This is a genomic window from Nocardioides sp. NPDC058538 (assembly GCF_042719275.1).
GTDB lineage: Bacteria > Actinomycetota > Actinomycetes > Propionibacteriales > Nocardioidaceae > Nocardioides.
In genome coordinates this window covers 1-22,778 of sequence record NZ_JBHXNY010000054.1, presented here as the reverse complement: position 1 = coordinate 22,778, position 22,778 = coordinate 1, and the positions used below count along the sequence as shown (strand labels likewise).

Below are 22,778 nucleotides of genomic sequence, written 5' to 3'. Positions count from 1 at the left end.
CCACTGTCTCGCTCCATGACGTGATGCTCCTTCCACCACGGACCAGATCCGTGGCATCACGCCGAGCCAGTTACACAAAGATTCCGACAGACCCACAAGATCAGGCGGCTCCCGCGGAGACGACAGTTCACAAGCCCGTGTAGCAACCAGTGATCGAATCCGTTGGGTCCATGCCGCCCTGTACCAGCCGTCGCGACGGTGCCAAGTCCGGTCACGAGAACTGGTCACCAGAGAGTGCGACAGAGACCATGACCGCACCGATGGTCTCGGCAGGTACACGGCCAGGTTGATCCCGCTACTGCAGGTAAGTAAGTCCCTCGTCACGAAGGGTGCTTCACTCCGCCACCTGAGGCGCGGCGGCGTGTAGGAGGGACCCACCAGCCGCGGAACAAGGCGGGCAGCGCGGCACGGCATCTAGGCTGACTCCGTGGCAGACAGATTGTCGAAATGGATAGCGGCACACATTGGGCGCGGATGGATCGTGTCGATTCTGGGTGCGCTTGGTCTAGCAACTGCGATCGGTTCCTGGTTACTCCGGAACGCCGATGCGTGGTGGTCATCGACGCTCGGCAACATCGCGGTCGCCCTTCTGCTGTTGGTCCCGGGCGATCTCGCCCTTAGATGGGTCAGCCAGGGGTTCAGACGGGTGGAACAGGCAACAGGCGAGGCGCTGACCACTGCCCAGGCAGCACGCGACACCGCCGACCGCACTGAACGCTCACTCAAAGATGTCCGGGACGTCCTCCTGACTCGACAGGTCGCCGAACATGAGGAAGAAACGGACATCTATCGCGACATCGTCCGTAAACCCTCTCGCGAATCGCTACTGCGTGCTCTCAGAAAGGCTACAGACGACCGTGTGATTACGACCGCCGGCGTGCGATCACCAGTGTGGGAGACCGATCTTCACTACAGATACGTCCTGACCAACGACGGTGGGCTGGAGGTTCGCCTTGAAGAGGCCGACGGAACGGTTGTCTCTGCGCATCCTTGGCGACACGCAACTCATCCCACCGACTTCTACCAAGGACTGGTAGAGGCTGTGCGTGCAGCCGGTCGAGATCTCGGTGTCCTGCTAAACGATCCGACCACGTCAGTGCAAGACCTGTCAGAGATGCTCGTCGAGGTCAGCAACCTACGGGCACAGGAACTGATGGGCCATCGGGCGTACCTGCAGCGAATCATCGAGCGGGTCAACGGTTGGTACTTCACTGAGGAATATGTCCTGCCTGCGGACAACCTTCAGTACGGCATTCCAATCGAGCGACTAGACGAGATGGATTGGGAGAATCACCTTCACAACAAGGGATGGCTTGGGGCTGGCCTCGCCCTCCACTTGGCGCGGAAAATGTACAAGACCCATGAGGACCGGGCGGCACAGGACCGAGCGGCGACTGATGTTCGCAGCATCGAGGAGCTCGACAACGACATGCTTGAGAACTGAGCGTCTTCGCTAAGAAGTCCGCGTCATTTCGCCGCCTAGGACACAGGTGGTGTGGAAGGATCCCGACCCATGATTCGGGCGGTAGTGTTCGACGTCGGCGAGTGCCTGGTTGACGAGAACCGCGAGTACGGGACTTGGGCGGACTGGCTGGGGGTGCCGCGACATACGTTCTCGGCGGTGTTCGGGCCGGTGATCGCTCGAGGGATGGACTATCGCGAGGCGTTCCAGGTGTTCGAGCCGGGGTTCGATCTGGCTGCGGAGCGGAGAAAGCGGGAAGACGCCTGCCAGGCAGAGCGGTTCGGGGAGGATGACGTCTATCCCGACGTACGCCCTGCTTTGAAAGCGCTGCGCGAGGACGGGTTGTGGTTGGGGTTGGCCGGGAACCAGACGGTTAGCGCGGGGCGGACCCTGCGGGAGCTGGACTTTCCGGTGGACATGGTCGCAACCTCCGACGACTGGGGTGTGAGCAAGCCGGATCTGGGGTTCTTCGAGCACGTCATAGAGGCCGCTCCGTATGCAGCGGAGGAGATCCTTTACGTCGGTGACCGGCTCGACAACGACATCCGGCCGGCCGCTGAGTCCGGGCTAGCGACGGCGCTGATCCGACGAGGGCCGTGGGGCGTGATCCAGGAACACGACCCGGCGGCAGACGAGATCGCGACGCTTCGAATCTCCTCACTCGCCGAGCTTCCCAAGTGGATCGCGGCCCTCAACGAGAGTGGACCGGAAGGCCGCTAAGTTGATCACCATGGCCGAGCGCAGCGCGACCCAGTGGATCATCCATGACGAGAAGATCGTTGACGACAAGCTGAAGATGGTGCTCAGCCGGGCGAGCGTGGAGCTTCCTGATGGGACGTTGTTCGATCAGTGGGTGATGCGGATTCCCGCGGCCGTGCTGGTGCTCATGGTCGATGACTCCGAGCGGGTGTTGATGATGTGGCGGCATCGGTTCATCCAGGACCGATGGGTTTGGGAACTGCCGGGTGGATACCTCGACGAAGGCGAGGAACTGCAGGTCGCTGCTCTGCGTGAGGCCGAGGAGGAGACCGGCTGGAGGCCACGCGCGATCGAGAAGTTCCTGGAGTTCCAGCCGCTGGTCGGCACCGTGGACCAGCCGAACATCATCTACCTCGCGCGCGGAGCCACGGACACTGGCGCGGCCCCCGATGTCAATGAGACCGACACAGTCCGCTGGATCCCGCTGGACGAGATCGAGGGCTTGATCGCCGAGGGCAAGATCATCGGGGCAGGCTCGGTCGCGCCGTTGTACAAGCTGCTGCTGGCTCGCGCTGAGGCCAAGCTTCGGGCTCAGGAGGCCTGAGCAGGCGACAGGAGAGACATGAACTCCTGCACGGTCGTCAGCCCTGCATGGGGCGCGAGCCTGCTGGCCAGGTCGCGCAGGTAGTCGCGCGACCGCTCCGACTTCAGCTCGACCGCTGCCTTCGCGGCGTCGACGGCGATCTCGGCGGCTTGCTCGACCTCTCCCGCCTGGTGGTGAGCGCGGGCCAGGAGCGCCAGGTTGAACTGGCGGCCCCTGGCGTAGGCGCGGTCCATGTCCAGGGAACGTTGCGCGAACGGCAGCGCGAGATCGCCTCGGCCGAGCGCTGTGAAGCATTGGCCGAACTTCGCCGCCAGGTACGACTGGTCGAAGTAGCCCAGCCACTGAGGCGTGGCGGTGTTCTCAGCCTTGTCGAAGGCACGTTCAGCACTGTCGAGAGCGACGGCGCTCGCCGCCTGGTCACCGAGCACGGCATGTCCCTGCGCCTCCAAGACCGCCGCCTCGGCAGCGAGGGCTCCGATTCCCGAATCGGTGGCAGCGCGCTCGGCAGCACGGGCAAGGTCGACCGCCTCCATCCCGTGGCGGAGGTAGGCCGCCTGATGGCTCATGGCGGCGAGGATCTCCGCGCCGAGCGGACGGTCGTCTGCGGCGGCTGCCATCCGAAGTGCCTGGGTGAGATAGCGCTGTGCCGTCGCGTGCCGGCCGATGTCGTAAGAGGTCCACGCCGCCAGCTGCGTCACTTGGGCCGCGACCGAGAGGAGGCGACTGCCCACCGCGCGGTCGTAGCGTCCTTGGAGCAAGGCAGCGACATCGGTACTGAGGAAACGTACGACGGCATCGCGGACCTGGCCACCACCAAACCTGTTGTCCACCTCGCGGAAGGCTCGCAGCATCTGGTGCACAAGCTCGACATCCGGTGCGCCGACGACTCGGGCGCCTGTGCCGACGGGGTCTGCGGCTGGCGGGGCAGTGAGCCATCTGAACGCGGGGATCGTGTACGCCGAGGCGCTGAAGCCTGCTCCCAGGAGGAAGTCGCGGCGGTTCACGTCTTGCTGCCACATCGTCATCGCCTCTCCCAAGCTCAAGGACCAGTCGGGGTGGAAGTCGAGACCGTTCGTGGCGTGCCCGACCAAGGCGGGCGATGTCGCCGACGCCGTGGGTCGGGTGAAGAGAGCCTGCTCGGCACGGGACAGGTGGGTGAGGTCCAGGGCGTCGACCAGGTCCGTAGGAACACAGCCGTGACCGAAGGCGACCGCGAGGCCAGCGAGCGCCTCAGGGGTGGGCTTGGTGCCTCCGTAGGGCCAGTTCTCCCATTCGGAGATTCGGCTCTCGGTGACCGCGAGGCCCGGGTTGGCGACGCGGAACTCCTGGGCCAACCGCCATTGCGGCCAGTCCAGCGCGTAGCGCCACGCTAGGCGCGGCCGCAGCCCGAACCGGTCTGCCATCCCAGCGGCCACCGCTGGCACCGAGAGTCCGGCGGCGAGCAACTCGTCGCGTACCCGGTCCCGTGACGCCTTCGCGCTTCGCGCAGCCATGTCCACCTCCCGAGCGCTGGCCGCCACCAGTTCGTCCCTTGCACCTGGATGGAGGCTACCCGGGATCAGCTCCATCGGGCGGTCCCCAGAAGTCATGGAGGGCAGATCTTCCACCGCCTGGAAGTTTCTGCCGAAGGTTCCGGGGATAGCAGGGTCTTTGGACCCGGTCCGAGTCAAGACTCAACTCATCCGGGCGGACGGATGGCCCTCGAAGCCACTTTCCGCCCGGATTCCAGCCACATGAGGAAGCTACAGAGAGACTCGGATGTCATCGCTCAGCAGGGTCCGACCAGGCAGACCACGACTCACTCCGGACAACGGCGTAGGCACACCGCGCGAACAGGTCCTGGAGGCCGCCGCACGCTTGTTCACGAGCAAGGGTTTCGCCGCGACCTCGACCCGTGAGATCGCCGAGACCGTCGGAATCCGGCAGGCGTCGCTCTACTATCACTTCGCGGGCAAGGACGAGATCCTCGCAGCCCTGCTTGCCACGACGGTGAGACCGACCCAGATGGTGGTCGAGGAGATCGTGGCCCTGGTCCCACCTGAACGCGTCGAGACCGCCCTGTGTCTGCTCGCACTGATCGACATCGACACCCTCGCGCGCGTGCCCCACAACGTGGGTGTTCTGTACCAGCTGCCCGACGTCGTTTCCGCGACCAACCTCGACTACGCGAGCTTCCGTCAGGCCCATGGCGAGCTTGCCGAGGCGTACGCCGCTCTCGGGTCCCGGGTTGCTGCGCGGCACGGAGTGACCGCCTCTCCCCAGGCGCTTGGCTCGATGTTGATCCAGCAGGTGGAGGGCGTCGTCACCCTGCGTACTGCCGGCAACGACGTCGACGGCGACCGCGCCATCGAGATCGCTGCCGGCTGCCTTCGTCTGTGCGGCTGCGATCCGGCCGAGGTCAGCGACGCCGTACGACGTGCGGCAGACATCCAGTCCCGCAACTCGCTGCATGCTCGACGATCAGGCACGTGGCCGGAGTTGGACTGACAGCTCCTGGAGAGTGCGGTCGAGGTCTTCGAGGACCTCGGGCCAGGTGGTCTCGCTGGACGGCTCGCTGTGGGCGAAGGTACCGGCGATCTCGAGGGTGATGTAGCCGTGGATGAGGCTAGACATGAGCCGGACGGCGTACGTCTCGTTGGTCTCGGCGATGCCGTAGCTGCGGACGACGGCGAGGGCGAGGTCGGCGTTGCGGCGGCCGGCGGTGATGGCGGCAGCGACCGAGTCCGGGATCTCCGCCGCCGGATCGGAGGCGGGTGGGACGCGCTGGCGGGTGGTGGCGTCGTACCGGCCAGGTGATCGGCGGGCGAAATCACGGATCGCATCGGCAAAGGCGATGAGGAGGCTTGATCCCTCGCCTACGACGGGGAGTTCGGCAGGGGTTACCGATGGGTCACCCCTGCCGAACTCCCCGTCGTACCCATTTCGGGACGCCGCGGCGGGATCGCGGCCCTCCCCCGCGGCCATCGCGGTGGTCGTGGCGTCGGCGAGCTCGTCGAGGACGTACGCGGTGACGGCGGTGCGGAGGTCGGTGGCTCCTGAGATGTGGGAGTAGAGGGTCGGCGACCTGACTCCGAGATGCCGCGCGAGGACCGAGATCGTGACGGCGTCGAAGCCCAGCTCGTCGGCCAGGTCGGCGGCGGCCGCGATCACCGCGCTCCGGTTCAGCCCTGGACGGCCCATCAGCACTCTCCCGATAACGAATTGCCTAACAGTTGTAGGAAACCTAGCATGGTTGGTATGAAGCCGCTGACCGAGACCGACGTACGCGCATCGTTCGTCAACCTCACCAAGGGTGCGACCAAGCGCCTCAACCTCCCCGCTGACCTGGCCGAACGGCCGTGGGATGACCTGGACTACCTCGGCTGGCAGGACCCGAAGGCACCGCAGAACCACTACCTCGTCACCGAGCACGACGGGCGCCTCTGCGGGGTGGCCCTCCGGGCCTCGCGCGAGACGCGAGGGCCGCGGAAGACGATGTGCGCGCTGTGCGCCTCGGTCAGTGACGTCGCGCTGCTGGTCGCCTCCCGCGCCGGCCGCTCCGGGCAGGACGGCAACTCCGTCGGCACCTACATCTGCGCCGACCTCGACTGCTCCCTCAAGGCGCGCAACAAGCGCAAGCTCGACTCCCCGGTCATCCACGAGACCCTCAGTGCCGAGCAGAAGGTTGATCGGCTGCTCGGCAACCTCGACGCCTTCGTCGCGCGGGTGCTTCGGCCTGCGTAACGGCCTGCCGAGGGTTCGGCACTGCGGGTTGCGATCGAGTCGCTGGTCGGAGCACCTGAAGCCAAGCCGCGGCACGTTCCGTTGCTGCCCGATCCTTGATCGGCACTGTGCCCAGTCGCTCAGCGATGATTTGCCGATCGACCAGGCCCGCACGAATGAGTGCTGCCACGAAGTTCTGGTCCTTCTCGCGGAAGGCACAGAGCTTGGCAACGCAGAGGTCCTCTTTGTCGAGACACCAGCCCGTGAAGACGGGATCGCCGCCAGGCGCAGCAGTGTTCGCGTTCCGCACCTTCACGAGTCGATCGCGCCAGCCGTCCGGCAGCACAGATGTGCTCAGGTCGACACCGTCGATGCTGAACCCATGCAGTTCCTCGAACGGCGAGAACTCTCCAGCGATGCCCTCGATGACGTCGGCGAGGCGGGCGGTCTCGTCGTTGTCCTCAGCGATCGGAAGGATGTCGACCTCGATCGACATCGTCGCATCAGCCGGCAACTGAGTCTCGTCGAACGATCCGAGGATCGACTGTGAGCCGACGACGATCACCTCAGGGTGGCCGATGATCTGACATGCCGTACGGATCGCATGCTCCAACTGATCGCGACGCATCAGCTGGCCTCGGCCAGTTGCTCGAGGACCTGGCCGCGATCGCGCTCACTGAGCAAGCCGCCCATGGGAGAGACCTCGCGCATCTCGATGGAGTCGCGGTCCAGGCCGGTCATGACGCGCTGTAGGCCGCGTACATCCTCGTTGTCCACGAGCGAGGTCCAGCGCTCGAGGTTTCGCTCGTGAGGTTGTCCGCTGACGTTGTGGCGGAGGTGGTCGAGGCGGCGTTCGATCCTCGGCTTCCACTCACGCAGCGTCGTCGGAGTCAGGTCGTTCGACAGGCGCCGGTGAAGCATCCACGAGCGGCGTTCGGAGCGTGTCAGCTCGGGTGTGACGGGGCGGCGTACGACCTCGAGACGCCAGCCCATGCAGGACAGCAGTCGGTCGAGCTGATCGTCGCTCAGATCGACCTTCCCGGAGAGGAACTGGCTGATGCTCGGCTGATGAACACCGCTGGTTCGCGACAGAGTCGACTGGGTGGTGCCCGTATCGAGCATCACCTCGCGCAGGATCTCTCCACGTGACGACATGAGTCTATTATAGCAAGATCTGCTATCTCGGCGAGGTCTCGACAAGCTCGACCACCGGTGGGGCTCAGCACTCGATGACGTTGACCGCGAGGCCGCCGCGGGAGGTCTCCTTGTACTTGACCTTCATGTCGGCCCCGGTCTCCCGCATCGTCTTCAGCGCCTTGTCCAGGCTGACCTTGTGGGAGCCGTCGCCGTTGAGGGCGAGGCGGGCGGCGTTGATGGCCTTCACGCTGGCGATGGCGTTGCGTTCGATGCAGGGGATCTGCACCAGGCCGCCGACCGGGTCGCAGGTGAGGCCGAGGTTGTGCTCGATGCCGACCTCGGCGGCGTTCTCCACCTGCTCCGGGGTGCCTCCGAGCACCTCGCAGAGGGCTCCGGCAGCCATCGCGCAGGCCGAGCCGACCTCGCCCTGGCAGCCGACCTCGGCGCCGGAGATCGAGGCGTTCGTCTTGCACAAGATCCCGATGGCGGCCGCAGTGAGCAGGAACCGGACGATGCCGTCCTCGATCGCGGCCTCGTCCAGGCCGGCCTCGGGCGCCACGAAACGTACCCAGTAGTGCAGGACCGCGGGCACGATGCCGGCCGCGCCGTTGGTGGGAGCGGTGACGACCCGGCCGCCCGAGGCGTTCTCCTCGTTCACCGCCAGGGCGAACAGGTTGACCCAGTCCATGACCCGGAACGGGTCCTGGGCGCCGGCCCCGGACGCCAGGTCGCGGTAGAGCAGCGGCGCCCGGCGCGGGACCCGCAGACCCCCAGGAAGTACGCCGTCGGTGACCGGATCACGGTCGCAGCCGGCCTGCACGCAGTCGGCCATCACCCGCCAGATCTCCAGCAGACCAGCGCGGATCTCGTCGTGCGTACGCCAGGTCAGCTCGTTGGCGCGCATGAGGTCGGAGACCCGGAAGCCCTCGCGCTCGCAGGTGCTGAGCAGCTCGGCGCCGGTGGTGAAGGGGAACCGGACGCGCGAGTGATCGGGCACGATCCGGGCGGCGCCGGACGCGTGCTCGTCGACCACGAAGCCACCGCCGACGGAGTAGTAGGTCCGCTCTCGGCTCACCTGCCCTGAGGCGTCGTAGGCGGTGAACACCATGCCGTTGGGGTGGCCCGGCAGGCTCTTGCGTCGATGCATCACCAGGTCGGTCTGGCTATCGAAGCGGATCGGGTGGTGACCGCCCAGCGACAACTCCCCGCGTTCGCGGATGGCCGCCACCCGCGCGGACGATCCCCGGGTGTCGACGGTCGCCGGCTCCTCACCCTCGAGGCCGAGCAGGACCGCGCCCTCCGAGCCGTGCCCGTGTCCGGTCGCGCCGAGCGACCCGAACAGCTCGGCCTTCACCCGCGTGACCGCGTCCAGCTGCCCGTCCTCGACGAGGCCATCGACGAAGATCTTCGCCGCCCGCATCGGTCCCACGGTGTGGGAGGAGGACGGCCCGATCCCGATCGAGTACAGGTCGAAGGTGCTCAAGGTCATCGCCACGACCGGAGCGGGGGCGCCGCTGAGATCAGCGGTCACGACGTTTCACTCCTCGATCAAGGCGTCGTAGGCCGCGGCGTCGAGCAGGTCGGGAGCACCAGAGACACGCATCTCGAAGAGCCAGCCGGCGCCGAACGGGTCGCTGTTGATCAGCGCGGGATCCTCGACGACGGCCGAGTTGATCTCGAGGATCTCGCCGTCGGCGGGCGCGAAGAGGTCGCTGACCGACTTCGTCGACTCCAGCTCGCCGCAACTCTCTCCCCCGGTGATCTTGCTGCCCACCTCGGGCAGCTCGACGAAGACGATGTCGCCCAGGGCCTCGGTGGCGAAGGCGGTGACGCCGACGCGCGCGACGTCGCCGCGGGTCTCGATCCACTCGTGCTCCGCGGTGTACGACAGGTGGGTCGGGTTGCTCATGGCGGTGCTCATTTCTCGGCTCATTTCTTGGAGTAGAAGGGAAGGTCGACGATCTCGGCGTCCTCGCGGCTGCCGCGCACGTCGACGTGGACCTTGGCGCCGGCGGCGGCGAGGTCAGGCCTGACATACGCCATCGCGATGGGACGACCGAGGGTCGGCGACGGGGAGCCGCTGGTCACGGTGCCGATCTCGTCACCGGTGGCCGGGTCGACGACGGCGTAACCGGCCCGCGGGGACCGGCGCCCGGCGGCCACCAGGCCGACGAGCACGCTGCGCGGACCCTCGTCACGGCGTACGGCCAGGGCGGCATCGCCGACGAAGCCGTCGGGCTTGTCGAAGGAGACGACCCGGCCGAGGCCGGCCTCGAAGGGCGTCGTCTCGCGGCTCAGCTCGTGACCGTAGAGCGGCATGCCGGCCTCGAGCCGGAGGGTGTCGCGACAGGCGAGCCCGGCGGGGACCAGTCCGTGCGGCGTACCTGCCTCGGTGATGGCCTCCCAGACAGCAGCGGCCGACGAGGGCGCGCAGTAGATCTCGAAGCCGTCCTCGCCGGTGTAGCCGGTGCGGGCGAGCAGGACCTCGACCCCGGCGACCGTGCCGGCGTCGATGGCGTAGTACTTCAGGGAGGAGACGTCGAGGTCGGTCACCGGAGCCAGGATCGCCGCCGAGGCAGGTCCCTGGACCGCGATCAGCGCCCACTCCGCAGAGGCGTCATGGACCACGGCGTCGTACCCCTCGGCCCGCTCGACCAGGGCCGGCGCGACCACGTGGACGTTGCTCGCGTTGGCGACGACCAGGTAGCGCTCCTGCTCGAGCCGGTAGACGACCAGGTCGTCGATGATGCCGCCGTCCTCGGCGCAGAGCATCGAGTAGCGGGCGCGGCCGATGCCGATCTTCGACGGCCGACCGACCAGGGCGCGGTCGAGGGCGCGTCCCGCCTCGGGGCCGGTCACCTCGATCTCGCCCATGTGGGAGAGGTCGAAGAGACCTGCGGTCGTGCGTACGGCATGGTGCTCGGCGGTCTCCGAGCCGTAGCGAACCGGCATGCTCCAGCCCGCGAAGTCCGTGAACGAGGCGCCGAGCGCCTGGTGGATCTCATGCAGAGGGGTAGGGACGGGTGAGGTCATGTGTGCGGGAGGCTCCCTGCTGGTGGGTGCCGACAGCGGCACCCGTGGACGGGTGACCTCCCCGCTCTGTCATCGCTACCTGAGAGCTTCACCGCCCGAAAGGGCGATTTGCACCGTGGGTGCAGGATCCGGCGGATCCTGTCTTTCCAGAGGTCGCCTCACCACAGCGGTCAGTGGGCCTGAGAGATTCTGGGGAGGTTTGCTCCTTCGGCGCCTCGCCCGGGATGGGCAAGGACTCTCCCGCTGCGGTTCAAGTGGCGGATGTGAAGTTGTGCGGCAAACCTAGGTCTGCCCACCTCGGCCGTCAAGATATGGCGGCCCTACGATGGCTCGGTGCCACCCAACGCCAGCACCCGCGTTCCCGTGGTCATCCTCACCGGCCACCTCGGGTCGGGGAAGACCACGCTGCTCAACCATCTGCTGCGCCAGCCCGGCGCGCGGGTGGGCGTGGTCGTCAACGACTTCGGCGACATCAACGTCGACGCCGGCCTCGTCACCGGACAGATCGACGAGCCCGCCTCGATCGCCGGCGGCTGCCTGTGCTGCCTGCCCGACGCCGGCGGCCTCGACGACGCACTGGAGAAGCTGACCCACCCGCGGCTCGCGCTCGACGTCGTCATCGTCGAGGCCAGCGGGATCGCCGAGCCCGGGACGCTGGCCCGGCTGGTCCGGTTCAGCGGCGTGGAGCGGGTACGCCGCGGTGGGCTCATCGAGGTCGTGGACGCCTCGGCGTACTTCGACACCCTCGACGACGGGCGCGGCCCGGCGCCCGTCCGGTTCGCGGCCGCCTCCCTGGTCGTGGTCAACAAGACGGACCTGGTGCCGGCCGGCGACCGGTCCGAGGTTCTGGCGCGCATCGAGGAGCGCGTGCGGGAGCACAATCCCGAGGTCCATGTCGCGTACGCCGTGGGTGGCCGCATCGATCCGCGGCTCGTCTACGACGCCGCGGTGCCCGAGGACCCGCCCGACGAGCTGCCGATCGCCGCGCTGCTGCGCGAGGCGGCCGCCTCGCACGAGGCTCATCAGCATGCCCGGGCGGTCACCGTGACGACGCCGGGCACCATCGAGCCGGCTCGGCTGGTCGACCTGCTCGAGGAGCCGCCGGCGACGGCGTACCGGGTCAAGGGGACCGTCGCCGTCGCGACCGGCCAGGGACCGCGCAGCTACCACGTGAACCTGGTCGGACGCAGTGCCCATGTGGCGGCCATGCGTACGCCCAACGCGGCGAGCGAGCTCGTGGCCATCGGCCTGGACCTCGAGACCGACCCGGTCCGGCAGCGTCTCGCGGAGGCCCTCGCGCCGGCGGAACGGCCGAGCACCGAGGGCCTTCGCCGGCTCCGCCAACTGGTCCGGGTCAGCCTCTGACCAGCGGATTCACCCCGCCCGGCGCACGATCCGTTCCATGTCGGTGATGATCACCGAACGCGACTCCAGGCGTACCCAGCCCTTGGCCGCGAAATCGGCGAGCGCCTTGTTGACCGTCTCCCGGGCCGCGCCGACGAGCTGCGCGAGCTCCTCCTGGGTGAGGTCGTGGCGTACGTGGAGGCCCTCCTCGGTCTGCTCCCCGAACCTCTCGGCGAGGTCGAGCAGAGCCTTCGCCACCCGGCGGGGCGCGTCGGCGAAGACCAGGTCACCGATCACGTCGTTGGCCCGGCGCAGGCGGCCCGACAGCAGGGCGAGCAGCCCACGCGTCACGCTCGGGCGCCCGTCGAGCAGGCGGAGCAGGTCGTCGTGCGACAGCGAGGCGAGCTCGACCTGGTCGGTGACGGCCGTGACGGTGGACGAGCGCCGACCGGGGTCGAAGAGCGACAGCTCGCCGAACACCTGGCCCGGCCCCAGGATCGCCAGCAGGCTGTCCTGTCCGTTGGCCGCGGCACGGCTCAGCTTCACCTTGCCGTCCACGACCGCGTAGAGCCGGTCGGCGGCATCGCCCTCGTGGAACAACACCGCACCGCGCCGCAGGCGTGTCTGACCCATCATCGCGAGCATCGCCGTCATCGACTCGTCGTCCAGCTCGCTGAAAAGCGGTGCGTGCCGAAGCACGTCTTGATCCATTACCAGCCGCTCCTGTCATCCTTTTACCGAAGACAACAGCCTAGCCAGACCGGGGCCTCCGACAGCGGATGTGTGTCCCGCATCGCACCCTTGTCGAGTGCGTTCTTCGCCACACCGGACACGGCGGGAAGCCTCGGAGCCCCTGCGTCGTTGAACCTGCCGTGAAGCTCTCCATGCTGGACCGGTCCCGCACGCGGGTGGGGTACGCCGAGGGCGCTGCGCTGACCCACACGATCGAGCGGGCGGTGGCGGCCGAGCGGCTCGGCTACCACCGGTTCTGGGTCGCCGAGCACCACGCGGTGCCCGGGATCGCGTCAGGGTCGCCGCCGGTGCTTCTCGGTGCGCTCGGCGCGCACACCTCCACGATCCGGCTCGGGTCGGGCGGGGTGATGCTGCCTCACCACCAGCCGCTGGTCGTCGCCGAGCAGTTCCTCATGCTCGACGCGCTCTACCCGGGCCGTCTCGACCTGGGACTGGGGCGCACACTCGGCTTCACCGCACCCGTACGCCGCGCCCTGCGGCAGGATCTCGACGACCCGGACACGTTCGCCGAGGACATCCAGGAGCTACGCGGCTATCTCGTCCGCACCGCGGCGGTCACCGCCCGGCCGGCCGCCGCCCATCAGATCCCGATCTTCGTGCTGGCCACCGGACGCGGTGTCGCCCTCGCTTCCCGGCTCGGGCTGCCTGTCGTCGTGGGCGGTCCGGTGCTGGACAGCCCGCGGCTGGACGAGGTCTTAGGGGCGTATCGAAAAGACTTCCGGCCCTCGTCGCGAGCCTCCGCGCCGTCGGTGATGATCTCCGTCGACGTGCTCGTCGCCGACACCGACGCCGAGGCCGCCGAGCTCGCTCTGCCGGAGGCCTGGGCGATGGCCCGCTCTCGGCAGACCGGCGAGTTCGGCCCGCTCGAGCCGGTCGCGGCGATCCGCGACCAGGCCTGGTCGAACCAGGTGCGCGAACGGGTCGAGGCGCACTTGGCGCGTACGACCGCAGGATCAGCCGACACCGTCCGGCGTCGTCTCGACCAACTCGCCGAGTCCACCGGCGCCGACGAGCTCCTCGCCTTCACCTCGACCTACGACCGCGACGCCCAGCTCGCCTCCGACGCCGCGCTCGCCGGGATCATGACCGGGACTACGAGCCGGAGCTAGTGGTCAGGGTGTGGGCCGTCTCCAGGAGGAGGCGGCCGAGCTCGGCCTGCCGCGGAGGTGCGAGGCGGGCCTCGATGCCGGTGATGCTGAGCGCTCCGTACGGCTGCCCGTGGGCGTCGAAGACGGCGGCGCCGAGGCCCCAGCTGCCGACCACGATGAGGCCCGGGTTGACCGCGAAGCCGCGCTCGCGGGTCGCGGCGACGCGTTCGCGCAGGGCGTCGGCGGAGTGCTGCTCGCCGTAGGCGCCGACGAGGTCGGTGCGGGCCAGGTAGGCCTCGCGCCGCGACTCCGGGAGGAAGGCGAGGATCACCAGGCCGGCCGAGGCGACGCCGAGCGGGAACCGGATGCCTTCGTGGAGCACGTGGGAGCGGATCGGGAAGCTGCCGTCCTCACGCAGTACGCAGACCGTCTCGTCGCCGCGCCGGATCGAGAAGAAGGCGCTCTCGCCCGTCTCTCTGGCGATGCGCAGAACGGCCGCTCGGGCTGCTGGGGTGATGTCGTGGCGGGTGGTCGCGGCGGCGCCGAGCAGGAAGCACTCCGGGCCGAGGTGCCAGGTGGCGGTGTCGTTGTCGCGCTCGACCAGCCCTTCCTCCTGGAGGGCGCTGAGCAGCCGGTGGGCGGTCGGGCGCGGGATGGCGGCGGTCGTCGCGAGATGGGTCGTCGTCGCGCCCTCCGGCTCGCGCGCGGCGAGCAGCCGCAGCAGGTGCGCGCTGCGGCGGATCACGCTGGGACCGGGTTCCATGGGATGTACGATAGGCGACGTTCACTCAGTGAACGCATCTGCGGCAGCGGGGTCGGTCAACGAAAGATCGAGCGTGAACTCGTGCTCATCTATTGACCGGACGGCTGGCCCACCCTTGACTGATCATCATGGACAAGGTCATCTCCTCAGCCGCCGAGGCGGTCGCGGACATCCCGAACGGAGCGACCCTCACGGTCGGCGGTTTCGGGCTGTGCGGCATCCCGTCGGTGCTCATCAATGCTCTGCTCGAAGCCGGTGTGACCGACCTCGAGGTCGTCTCGAACAACGCCGGCGTCGACGACTGGGGCCTGGGCCTGCTGCTCGGCGCCGGACGCCTGCGGCGGGTCGTCGCCTCGTACGTCGGTGAGAACAAGGAGTTCGCGCGGCAGTACCTCTCCGGCGACCTCGAGGTCGAGCTGACGCCGCAGGGCACGCTCGCCGAGCGGATGCGTGCCGGCGGCTCCGGCATCGCCGCGTTCTACACGCGCACCGGTGTCGGCACGCAGGTGGCGCAGGGCGGGCTGCCGTGGAAGTACGACGACGCCGGCAACGTCATCAAGACCTCGCCCGAGAAGCCGGTGATGACCTTCGAGACGCCTGACGGCGAGAAGGAGTTCGTCCTGGAGGAGGCCATCGTCGCCGACTTCGGCATCGTCCGCGCCTGGAAGGGCGACCGCCACGGCAACCTCGTCTTCAAGGACTCCGCCCGCAACTTCAACCCGCTGGCCGCGATGGCCGGACAGGTCACGATCGCGGAGGTCGAGGAGCTCGTCGAGCCCGGCGAGATCCCGCCGAACGATGTCCACCTCCCCGGGGTCTACGTCCACCGTGTGGTTCCCCTGACCCCCGAACAGGCCGCCGACAAGCGCATCGAGAAGAGGACGGTCCGCTGACATGGCATGGACACGTGAAGAGATGGCCGCCCGCGCCGCCGCGGAGCTGGCCGACGGCGACTACGTCAACCTCGGCATCGGGCTGCCGACGCTGGTGCCCAACTACGTCCCCGACGACGTCGAGCTGGTGCTGCAGAGCGAGAACGGCATCCTCGGAACCGGCGCCTACCCGACCGAGGACGCCGTCGACCCGGACCTGATCAACGCCGGCAAGGAGACGGTCACCGTACGCAAGGGGGCGAGCTTCTTCGACTCCGCCACCAGCTTCGGGATGATCCGCTCCGGCAAGATCGACGCCGCCATCCTCGGCGCCATGCAGGTCTCCGCGGCCGGCGACCTGGCGAACTGGATGATCCCCGGCAAGATGGTCAAGGGCATGGGCGGCGCAATGGACCTCGTCCACGGCGCCAAGAAGGTCGTCGTGCTGATGGAGCATGTCGCCCGCGACGGCTCCTACAAGATCGTCAACGAGTGCTCGCTGCCCTACACCGGCCTCGGTGTCGTGCAGCGCATCATCACAGACCTGTGCGTCCTCGACATCACCCCCGAGGGCCTGCGCCTCGTCGAGCTCGCCCCCGGCGTCACGCTCGGCGAGGTCGAGGAGAAGACCGAGCCGCCGATCCTCCGCTGACGGGCCGAGACGTCAGCCGCGTCGGCCGAGACGTCAGCCGCGTCGGGCGAGAGGTCACGTTGTGACGTCTCGCCCGACGTACGTGACGTCTCGCCCGACGTACGTGACGTCTCGCCCGACGTACGTGACGTCTCGCCCGACGTACGTGACGTCTCGCCCGACGTACGTGACGCCTCGGCCGACCGGGGTGACGCCTCGGCCGACGTAGGTGACGGCTCGGCAGGTCTGCGACAATGTGCGGCGTGGATCTGAGGGTGGTGCGGCCGACGCGCGGGAGCGTGTGGTTGGCGCTGCTTGCGGCGGTGGAGATCACCACCGGGTCCAGCTTGGCCCACCTGGCCGGTGGCGGGGAGCTGCCGGACGCGTTGTGGCTGGTGGCGACGGGGTTCGCTGCCTTCGGCGCCGGAGTCGTGGTGCTTCAGCGGCGGGTCGGGATCGTCTTGGGGGCGGTGCTGGCCGGAGCGGCGCAGCTGGGGATGCACGAGGCCTTCGAGGCGTACGCGGCACCAGCCGCCCACATGCACAACGCCGGTTCGGGCGACACCTCGATGCTGGTCGCGCACACCGCGGCCGCGGTGCTCACCGTCGTCGTGTGGCTGCTGCACCGCCGGGCCTGGCAGGTCATCTCCCGGGCGCTCAGGACGACCCGGAACCCGATCCCGTTCCGTCTGCCGGTCCAGGCGCAGCCGGTCGTGCCGCGGACCGGGCTGTGGACGTACGTCGCTGCCGGCCGGGGTCCGCCGGTCCTCGCCTGAGGACCCGACCCCGACAACTGGGCATCGCCCAACAGCAGACACTCCACAGAAAGCAACAACCATGTCTCGACGTACCCTCGCGCGCCTCGGCGCGCCCGCCGCCGCTGCCGCGGCCGTCATCTTCCTCGTCGCCGCTCCGGCCTCCGCGCACGTCACGGTCACCCCGACCGAGACGTCGGCCGGCGCCTACACCGTGCTGACCTTCAGCAACGGCCATGGCTGCGAAGGCTCGCCGACCAAGCAGGTCACGATCCAGGTCCCGGAGGGGATCAACGACGTGACGCCCACGCGGCAGCCTTTCTACGACGTCAAGGTCGTCTCCGAGAAGCTCGCCGAGCCGATCGAGGACGCCCACGGCAACAAGCTCACCGAGCGCGACGCCACCGTCGTCTACACCGCCAAGACGCCGCTGCCCGACGGTCAGCGGGACGCCTTCGAGGTCTCCCTGCAGCTGCCCGAGGAGGAGGGCACGCTCGCCTTCCCGGTCATCCAGACCTGCGTGAAGGGCGAGACCGCCTGGGTCGAGGAGGCTCCCGAGGGCGCCACCGAGGAGCCGGAGAACCCGGCGCCGTCCTTCGAGGTCACCGCGGCCGAGTCCGAGGACGGTCATGGCCACGGTGCCGAGGAGTCAGGCGAGAAGGCCGAGCCGGTCGCCGCGGATATCGAGGACGGCGACAGCAACCTGTGGGGCGCTATCGGTGCCGGCGCAGGCATCCTCGGCCTGATCGCGGGCACGACCGCCCTCGCGCTGGGGCGTCGTAAGGCGTGAGTGCTCCCCTGACGCGCCGGCCAGGCCTCGACCGGCCGGGTCGGCGCGCCGTGGGGCGGTTGCTGGTGGTGCTTGCTGCCGCTGCGTACGCCGTCTTGCTCGGCGTCTCCCCCGCCCAGGCACACGCCAGCCTCATCGGCACGAACCCCGAGGAGGGTGCGGTCCTGGAACAGGCGCCGGAGACGATCACCTTCACCTTCGACGAGGCGGTGACGCTGCCTCCGGCGGGCGTGACTGTCTACGACGCGAAGGGCGAAGAGGTCACCTCCGAGGCGACCGCGAGCGGCACCGAGATGCAGGTCGCGCTCGCGGAGGCGAGCAGCCTCGGCGACGGCACCTACGTGGTCGCCTGGCGCGCGGTGTCGGCCGACGGTCACCCGATCTCGGGCTCGCTGACCTTCGCGGTCGGCGCCCCGAGCCTCAGCGTCGCCCCGCCTCCGTCGACGGAGCCGTCCAGGGCGACGGCGGTGATCCACGGGGCGCTCCAGTTCCTCCAGTACGCCGCACTGCTGCTGGTCGTGGGCCTGGTCTGGTTCCGTGCGGCCATCTTGGGTGGGAACAGTGTGGGTGAGCGCCGCATCCCTGACCGGGCGATAGCCCGGGTCCAGCGTGTCGAGGTCCTCGCCGGCATGGTCGCCGTGGTCGCGCTGGTGGCCCTCGCGCCGGCCAGCGGCGCGCTGCAGAGCGAGAGCGGACCCGGGGCGATCCTCACCTTCGACGCCTGGTCACCGGCCTCGGTCGGCAAGGAGTGGCTCAGCGCGCTGGTGGGGATCGTGGGCATCGCGGCCGCGCTCGCGCTTCGCGAACGGCCCCGGCTGGCCGCGGCCGCTGCGCTGGTCGCGATCTGCTCGCCGGCGCTGGTGGGCCACTCCCGGGCGGTCGTACCCGCCTGGCTGGTCACCGCCACCGACATCATCCACGTCGTCGCCGGCGCGCTCTGGCTCGGCGGCCTCGTCGGTCTCGCGCTGACCCTGCCGCTGATCACCCGGCGCGGGACGGTCGCGGCCGAGATCGTCACCCGGTTCTCCACCCTCGCCGCCGCGTCCCTGGCCGCCCTCGCGGTCTCGGGCGTGCTCATGGGCTGGCGGATCCTCGGCTCCTGGGACAACCTGCTCAACAGCACGTACGGCACCCTGCTGATGACCAAGATCGCCCTGGTGGTCGCGGTGGCGGTGATGGCGGCCGGCAACCGGCTGCTGGTCCTCCCCCGCGTCCGTCAGGCGGCCGGCCACGACGACACCGTCGAGGCCGGCTCGATGCTGCGCCGGGCCGTGCTGATGGAGGCGGGCGTGCTCGTCGTCGTCCTCGGCGTCACCGGCTTCCTGGTCGACCAGCCACCGCAGGCCGGGGCCGGCTCGACCGGGACCGGCTCGGCCACGGTCGCGCAGACCAACACCCAGGCAGCGGAGTTGGGCGACGACCACCGGGTCTACGCGACGCTGACCCCGGCCGGTCCGGGTCCGAACGTGCTCCGACTGCAGATCCAGGACGCCGCCGGCGAGCCCGTCGAAGCGGCGGCGGTCCCGACCGCCAAGCTCAGGTCCGGCGATGTCGACCTGGGCAGTCTGGCCCTGAAGACGGTTGCAGCCGGCACCTGGGAGGCAGACGTCGTACTGCCCAAGGGCGGCGTCTGGGAGGCGACCGTCGGACTGCGCCTGGGCGAGTTCGAAAGCCCGCTGGGACTGGTGAAGTTCACCGTCAGACAGTGACTGTCAGACGGTGACCGGGAGCCGGAGCGTGTGGATCATCCCGTCGACACGTACCTGCACGAAGAAGACGTAGTCACCCGCCTTCGGCGGCTTCACATGGATGCCGAGGCGGGTGCCGTCCTCGCCGTTCTCGGGGCCGCCGAGCGGGTGCAGGTGGATCACCTCGCCCGTCTCGCGGCTGAACGCGGTCACGTGGGCGTAGACCCCGAGGTAGGTGCCGAGGTTGACCGGCTTGCCGGCCGGGTCGGAGATCAGGACGCCGATCTCCTGGTCGATCCCGGGCTTGGGGGTCTCCTCCAGGGCAGCGATCACGGTGCCGTCGTCGGAGCCGGGTACGTCCACCTCGGAAGCCCCCGCGACCTTCGCCGTCGTGCCGAGCATCGCCTGCTCCCCCTTGCCGTCGGGGGTCTTGGCCGCGAACTCCACGACCACTCGATAGGTGCCGCCCGCGGGCAGCGTCAGGTCGCCCGACCATTCCCCGGCCTCGCCGAGCGTCGGGTGCAGGTGACGAAACACCTCCAGGTCGTCGCGTACGACGTAGAGGTGGAGGTCCTTGGTCTGCTCCTCGATGTAGTCGGTGACCGGGTCGCCCTCCTTGGTGATCGTGAAACCCACCTTGCCCGGGGTGCCGGCCTCGGCGGGCAGGCTGACGTCACCGAGCGTGTAGCCGCCCGCGGTCGCGGAGGTGCCGTCGGCGCCCTTGATGGCGGTCACGACCGTCGCGACGTTGGTCGATCCGCTGGGGTTCGAGGTGGGGTCGGCCGCCTCCGGTTCACCGCCGCAGGCGATCAGGGTGATCGCGAGGCCGAGGGTCAGGACGACAGCAGCAATTCCGACACGCACGGGCCTAGGGTGCCATGTAGCTGGTCAGAACCCGACACCCGGATTGAGAATCCCCAGCGGGTCCAGGGCCGCCTTGATCCGATGCTGCAGGTCGATGGAGTCGGCACCGATCTCGGGCTCGAGCCACTTGCGCTTGAGCCGGCCGACACCGTGCTCGCCGGTGGTGGTGCCACCGAGCTCGATGGCGAGGGCGAAGATCTCGTCACCGGCGAGGGTCTCGGCCGGCGGCATCACCCCTGGGACGTCGTCGGGTGAGGGGTCCCAGCCGATGACCGGGTGGAGGTTGCCGTCGCCGGCGTGCGCGAGCGTGTAGGTGCGTACGCCGTGCCGCTCGGAGATCTCCGAGATCCGGTCGACCGCCTCGGCGAGCCGGGACCGGGGCACGCAGATGTCCTCGATGAACCAGGACCCCTCCGCCTCGATCGCGGGCAGGACCTGGCGACGCGTCTCGACCAGCCGGTCGGAGGACTCCTCGTCGACGCCCTGCTCGATCCAGGTCGCCTCCTTGCCGAGGATCGCCGCGATGGCCTCGATCTCCGTCGCCGCCGCGGGCCCGTCGGCCTGGGCGATGACCAGCGCATCGCCCCGTTCGGCATACCTGGTGCCAGCGAACCGGTCGACCGCCTCGAGACAGCGCCGGTCGATGAACTCCAGCATCGACGGCAGCCGCCGGGCGGCCGCAATCTCGGCGCAGGCCCGAGCGGCCGCCGCCACCGAGGCGTACGCAGCCGACGCCGTCAACGTGGAGACCGGCCGTGGCTTGAGCCGCAGGGTCGCGCCGACGACGACGCCCAGGGTGCCCTCGGAGCCGACGAAGAGGGCGGTGAGGTCGAGGCCCGCGACGCCCTTCATGGTGCGGCGGCCGGTGTGGATCAAGGTCCCGTCGGCGAGGACGACGTCGAGGCCGAGGACCGCCTCCCGGGTGACGCCGTACTTCACGCACCGCAGCCCACCGGCGTTGGTCGCGACGTTGCCGCCGATCGAGCAGATCGCCGCCGAGGCCGGGTCGGGTGCGTACCGCAGCCCCACCTCGGCCGCGGACGCGTCCAGGCGCGCGTTGAGCACACCGGGCTCGACGACCGCGATCTCGTCGACCGGGTCGAGCTCGAGGATCCGGTCCATCGCGGACAGCTCGACGACGAGGTGGCCGGTGCCGGCCACCGCTCCCCCGGCCAGCCCGGTGCCCGCACCCCGCGGGACCACCGGCACCCGGTGCGCCGAGGCGACCCGCATCGCCGCCTGGACGTCCGCGATGCTGTGAGCTCTCACCACCGCGAGCGGCAGGCCGGCGGCGACCGATCCGGACCGGTCGGTCGAGGCCGCCAGCAGCGAGATCTCGTCGGTCACCACCTCGGAGACGCCGGCGGCGAGGTCGTCGATCAGGGAAAGCGCTGACTCCGTCGTCATCCTGACATCCTCTCGTGAGACAGCGATTTGCGAACCCCTTCGACGATACCGATACGCTTTCCCTCGAGGGGAGTACCTCACCAAGCTCATTCCGGTCAGTACGTCGGTGCCGACACCGTCCCGGAATGACACCTCGGTCTCGGGGTGAGGGAGACCTCAGACGTTCATCGACACGCCTGAGGATCCCGCATGCTCGATACCATCGCCACGCCCACTCTGTGGGCCGTGACCATCGCCGCCGTCGTGGTGCTGATCGCTCTCGACTTCGTCCTGACCCGCAAGCCCCACGACGTCACCATGAAGGAGGCGCTGGGCTGGTCGGCCTTCTACATCGCGCTCCCGCTCGCCTTCGGCGTCTGGGTCTGGAACGCCCACGGCAGCCAGACCGGCTTCGAGTACTACACCGGCTACATCGTCGAGAAGTCGCTCAGCGTCGACAACCTGTTCGTGTTCATGCTGCTGCTCGCCGCCTTCGCGGTGCCACGGCACCTCCAGCAGAAGGTGCTGCTCTTCGGCATCGTCGGCGCGCTCGTGCTGCGCGGCATCTTCATCGCGCTCGGCGCCGCGGCACTCTCCCAGTGGGACATCGTCTTCCTGATCTTCGGCGCGATCCTGCTGATCACCGCGGCGAAGATCTTCGCCGAGGCGCTCCAGGGCCACGACCAGAAGGTCGACCCCGAGGAGATGCTCGCCGTACGCATCGGCCGCAAGATCGGCCTGAAGCCGATGGCCATCGTGGTGCTCGCCATCTTCGCCACCGACATCGTCTTCGCCGTCGACTCGGTGCCGGCGGTCTACGGCATCACCGGCGATCCCTACCTCGTCTTCGCCACCAACGCGTTCGCGCTGCTCGGCCTGCGGGCCCTCTACTTCGTGCTCGAGGGCGCCTTGTCCAAGCTGGTCCACCTCTCCTACGGTCTGGCCGCGATCCTCGCCTTCATCGGCATCAAGCTCGGCCTGCACTGGGGCCACGGTCACTGGGACAGCGTCCCGGTGATCCCGACCTGGCTCTCGCTGGTGGTCATCGTCGGCATCCTCGCCGTCACCGTCACCACCAGCCTGATCGCCTCCGCGCGTACGCAGGCCCGTGAGGAGAACGAGGCCCTGGAGGAGACGAACGCGTAAGCGACCGTGTTGGTCTCGACACGCCTCCGCCTAGCGGCTCCGGCGGCTCGACCGACGGGGC

General features: G+C 68.9%; 24 protein-coding genes and 1 riboswitch. Of the genes, 13 read left to right on the top strand and 11 right to left on the bottom strand.

Annotation, left to right across the window (positions count from 1 at the left end; all coding sequences use genetic code 11):
- The first annotated feature begins 481 nt into the window (after positions 1–481).
- The 3 genes from ACFWQC_RS27005 (at position 482) to ACFWQC_RS26995 (ending at position 2,765) form a co-directional block, all read left to right on the top strand.
- The gene (locus ACFWQC_RS27005) at positions 482–1,444 is read left to right on the top strand and encodes a hypothetical protein (RefSeq protein WP_378685492.1); all 963 of its coding nucleotides are present in this window, start codon (positions 482–484) and stop codon (positions 1,442–1,444) included.
- Positions 1,445–1,513: 69 nt separating this feature from the next.
- The gene (locus tag ACFWQC_RS27000) at positions 1,514–2,182 is read left to right on the top strand and encodes an HAD family hydrolase (protein WP_378685489.1); all 669 of its coding nucleotides are present in this window, start codon (positions 1,514–1,516) and stop codon (positions 2,180–2,182) included.
- Complete coding sequence (locus ACFWQC_RS26995; protein WP_378685486.1) at positions 2,163–2,765, top strand: NUDIX hydrolase; 603 nt, start codon at positions 2,163–2,165, stop codon at positions 2,763–2,765. The genes ACFWQC_RS27000 and ACFWQC_RS26995 overlap by 20 nt, the downstream gene beginning before the upstream one ends.
- Here the strand turns inward: ACFWQC_RS26995 and ACFWQC_RS26990 are convergent.
- Entirely contained in the window at positions 2,753–4,258 is a 1,506-nt protein-coding gene (locus ACFWQC_RS26990) for a hypothetical protein (protein ID WP_378685483.1), read from the bottom strand. The genes ACFWQC_RS26995 and ACFWQC_RS26990 overlap by 13 nt on opposite strands.
- Positions 4,259–4,523: 265 nt before the next feature.
- Here ACFWQC_RS26990 and ACFWQC_RS26985 point away from each other — a divergent pair, with 265 nt between their 5' ends.
- Complete coding sequence (locus ACFWQC_RS26985) at positions 4,524–5,252, top strand: TetR/AcrR family transcriptional regulator (RefSeq protein ID WP_378685480.1); 729 nt, start codon at positions 4,524–4,526, stop codon at positions 5,250–5,252.
- Here the strand turns inward: ACFWQC_RS26985 and ACFWQC_RS26980 are convergent.
- A complete protein-coding gene (locus ACFWQC_RS26980; protein ID WP_378685477.1) occupies positions 5,226–5,945 on the bottom strand; it encodes a WHG domain-containing protein in 720 nt (239 codons plus the stop codon). The two genes, ACFWQC_RS26985 and ACFWQC_RS26980, sit on opposite strands and share 27 nt — an antisense overlap.
- A gap of 57 nt (positions 5,946–6,002) precedes the next feature.
- On the opposite strand from ACFWQC_RS26980, the gene ACFWQC_RS26975 reads away from it, so the two are divergent.
- Complete coding sequence (locus tag ACFWQC_RS26975) at positions 6,003–6,488, top strand: FBP domain-containing protein (protein WP_378685474.1); 486 nt, start codon at positions 6,003–6,005, stop codon at positions 6,486–6,488.
- Here ACFWQC_RS26975 and ACFWQC_RS26970 read toward each other — a convergent pair.
- The 5 genes from ACFWQC_RS26970 to gcvT form a co-directional block, all read right to left on the bottom strand.
- Positions 6,412–7,095: a DUF6036 family nucleotidyltransferase gene (locus tag ACFWQC_RS26970; RefSeq protein ID WP_378685471.1), complete on the bottom strand. Its 684-nt coding sequence runs from the start codon at positions 7,093–7,095 to the stop codon at positions 6,412–6,414. The two genes, ACFWQC_RS26975 and ACFWQC_RS26970, sit on opposite strands and share 77 nt — an antisense overlap.
- Positions 7,095–7,622, bottom strand: a complete 528-nt coding sequence (locus ACFWQC_RS26965; protein WP_378685468.1) for a helix-turn-helix domain-containing protein — start codon at positions 7,620–7,622, stop codon at positions 7,095–7,097. The genes ACFWQC_RS26970 and ACFWQC_RS26965 overlap by 1 nt, the downstream gene beginning before the upstream one ends.
- Before the next feature lie 64 nt (positions 7,623–7,686).
- Positions 7,687–9,093, bottom strand: a complete 1,407-nt coding sequence (locus ACFWQC_RS26960; protein ID WP_378685498.1) for an L-serine ammonia-lyase — start codon at positions 9,091–9,093, stop codon at positions 7,687–7,689.
- A 48-nt stretch (positions 9,094–9,141) separates the two neighbouring features.
- Positions 9,142–9,513, bottom strand: a complete 372-nt coding sequence (gene gcvH / locus ACFWQC_RS26955; protein ID WP_378685495.1) for a glycine cleavage system protein GcvH — start codon at positions 9,511–9,513, stop codon at positions 9,142–9,144.
- Positions 9,514–9,533: 20 nt separating this feature from the next.
- Positions 9,534–10,637 (bottom strand): glycine cleavage system aminomethyltransferase GcvT, encoded by a 1,104-nt coding sequence (gene gcvT / locus ACFWQC_RS26950; protein WP_378685465.1) that lies wholly within the window; start codon positions 10,635–10,637, stop codon positions 9,534–9,536.
- 157 nt (positions 10,638–10,794) lie between these two features.
- Positions 10,795–10,890: riboswitch (glycine riboswitch) on the bottom strand.
- An 80-nt stretch (positions 10,891–10,970) separates the two neighbouring features.
- Here gcvT and ACFWQC_RS26945 point away from each other — a divergent pair.
- Positions 10,971–12,002 carry a CobW family GTP-binding protein gene (locus ACFWQC_RS26945; RefSeq protein WP_378685462.1) on the top strand — a complete coding sequence of 344 codons (1,032 nt, stop codon included), beginning with the start codon at positions 10,971–10,973 and terminating at the stop codon, positions 12,000–12,002.
- 9 nt (positions 12,003–12,011) lie between these two features.
- On the opposite strand, the gene ACFWQC_RS26940 is transcribed toward ACFWQC_RS26945, so the two are convergent.
- The gene (locus tag ACFWQC_RS26940; protein WP_378685459.1) at positions 12,012–12,692 is read right to left on the bottom strand and encodes a Crp/Fnr family transcriptional regulator; all 681 of its coding nucleotides are present in this window, start codon (positions 12,690–12,692) and stop codon (positions 12,012–12,014) included.
- Positions 12,693–12,853: 161 nt separating this feature from the next.
- Between ACFWQC_RS26940 and ACFWQC_RS26935 the strand changes: the two genes are divergently transcribed.
- The gene (locus ACFWQC_RS26935; RefSeq protein ID WP_378685456.1) at positions 12,854–13,843 is read left to right on the top strand and encodes an LLM class flavin-dependent oxidoreductase; all 990 of its coding nucleotides are present in this window, start codon (positions 12,854–12,856) and stop codon (positions 13,841–13,843) included.
- On the opposite strand, the gene ACFWQC_RS26930 is transcribed toward ACFWQC_RS26935, so the two are convergent.
- Positions 13,827–14,585 (bottom strand): IclR family transcriptional regulator, encoded by a 759-nt coding sequence (locus ACFWQC_RS26930; RefSeq protein ID WP_378685453.1) that lies wholly within the window; start codon positions 14,583–14,585, stop codon positions 13,827–13,829. The genes ACFWQC_RS26935 and ACFWQC_RS26930 overlap by 17 nt on opposite strands.
- A 128-nt stretch (positions 14,586–14,713) precedes the next feature.
- Between ACFWQC_RS26930 and ACFWQC_RS26925 the strand changes: the two genes are divergently transcribed.
- The 5 genes from ACFWQC_RS26925 to ACFWQC_RS26905 all read left to right on the top strand — a co-directional run bounded on the left by ACFWQC_RS26925 (position 14,714) and on the right by ACFWQC_RS26905 (position 19,342).
- A complete protein-coding gene (locus ACFWQC_RS26925; RefSeq protein WP_378685450.1) occupies positions 14,714–15,478 on the top strand; it encodes a CoA transferase subunit A in 765 nt (254 codons plus the stop codon).
- A 1-nt stretch (position 15,479) separates the two neighbouring features.
- Positions 15,480–16,109, top strand: coding sequence for a 3-oxoacid CoA-transferase subunit B (locus ACFWQC_RS26920; RefSeq protein WP_378685447.1), 630 nt, complete (start codon positions 15,480–15,482; stop codon positions 16,107–16,109).
- Positions 16,110–16,342: 233 nt separating this feature from the next.
- Positions 16,343–16,864 (top strand): cell division protein FtsQ, encoded by a 522-nt coding sequence (locus ACFWQC_RS26915; RefSeq protein WP_378685444.1) that lies wholly within the window; start codon positions 16,343–16,345, stop codon positions 16,862–16,864.
- A 61-nt stretch (positions 16,865–16,925) separates the two neighbouring features.
- Positions 16,926–17,633 carry a YcnI family protein gene (locus tag ACFWQC_RS26910; RefSeq protein ID WP_378685441.1) on the top strand — a complete coding sequence of 236 codons (708 nt, stop codon included), beginning with the start codon at positions 16,926–16,928 and terminating at the stop codon, positions 17,631–17,633.
- Positions 17,630–19,342: a copper resistance CopC/CopD family protein gene (locus tag ACFWQC_RS26905; protein ID WP_378685438.1), complete on the top strand. Its 1,713-nt coding sequence runs from the start codon at positions 17,630–17,632 to the stop codon at positions 19,340–19,342. The genes ACFWQC_RS26910 and ACFWQC_RS26905 overlap by 4 nt, the downstream gene beginning before the upstream one ends.
- Positions 19,343–19,345: 3 nt before the next feature.
- On the opposite strand, the gene ACFWQC_RS26900 is transcribed toward ACFWQC_RS26905, so the two are convergent.
- Together ACFWQC_RS26900 and ACFWQC_RS26895 are read right to left on the bottom strand one after the other, a co-directional pair.
- On the bottom strand, positions 19,346–20,185 hold the full coding sequence (locus ACFWQC_RS26900) for a hypothetical protein (RefSeq protein WP_378685435.1): 840 nt from the start codon (positions 20,183–20,185) through the stop codon (positions 19,346–19,348).
- A 24-nt stretch (positions 20,186–20,209) separates the two neighbouring features.
- Positions 20,210–21,592 (bottom strand): FAD-binding oxidoreductase, encoded by a 1,383-nt coding sequence (locus tag ACFWQC_RS26895; RefSeq protein WP_378685433.1) that lies wholly within the window; start codon positions 21,590–21,592, stop codon positions 20,210–20,212.
- A 189-nt stretch (positions 21,593–21,781) separates the two neighbouring features.
- Here ACFWQC_RS26895 and ACFWQC_RS26890 point away from each other — a divergent pair, with 189 nt between their 5' ends.
- The gene (locus ACFWQC_RS26890) at positions 21,782–22,717 is read left to right on the top strand and encodes a TerC family protein (RefSeq protein ID WP_355020262.1); all 936 of its coding nucleotides are present in this window, start codon (positions 21,782–21,784) and stop codon (positions 22,715–22,717) included.
- The last annotated feature ends 61 nt before the right edge of the window (positions 22,718–22,778 follow it).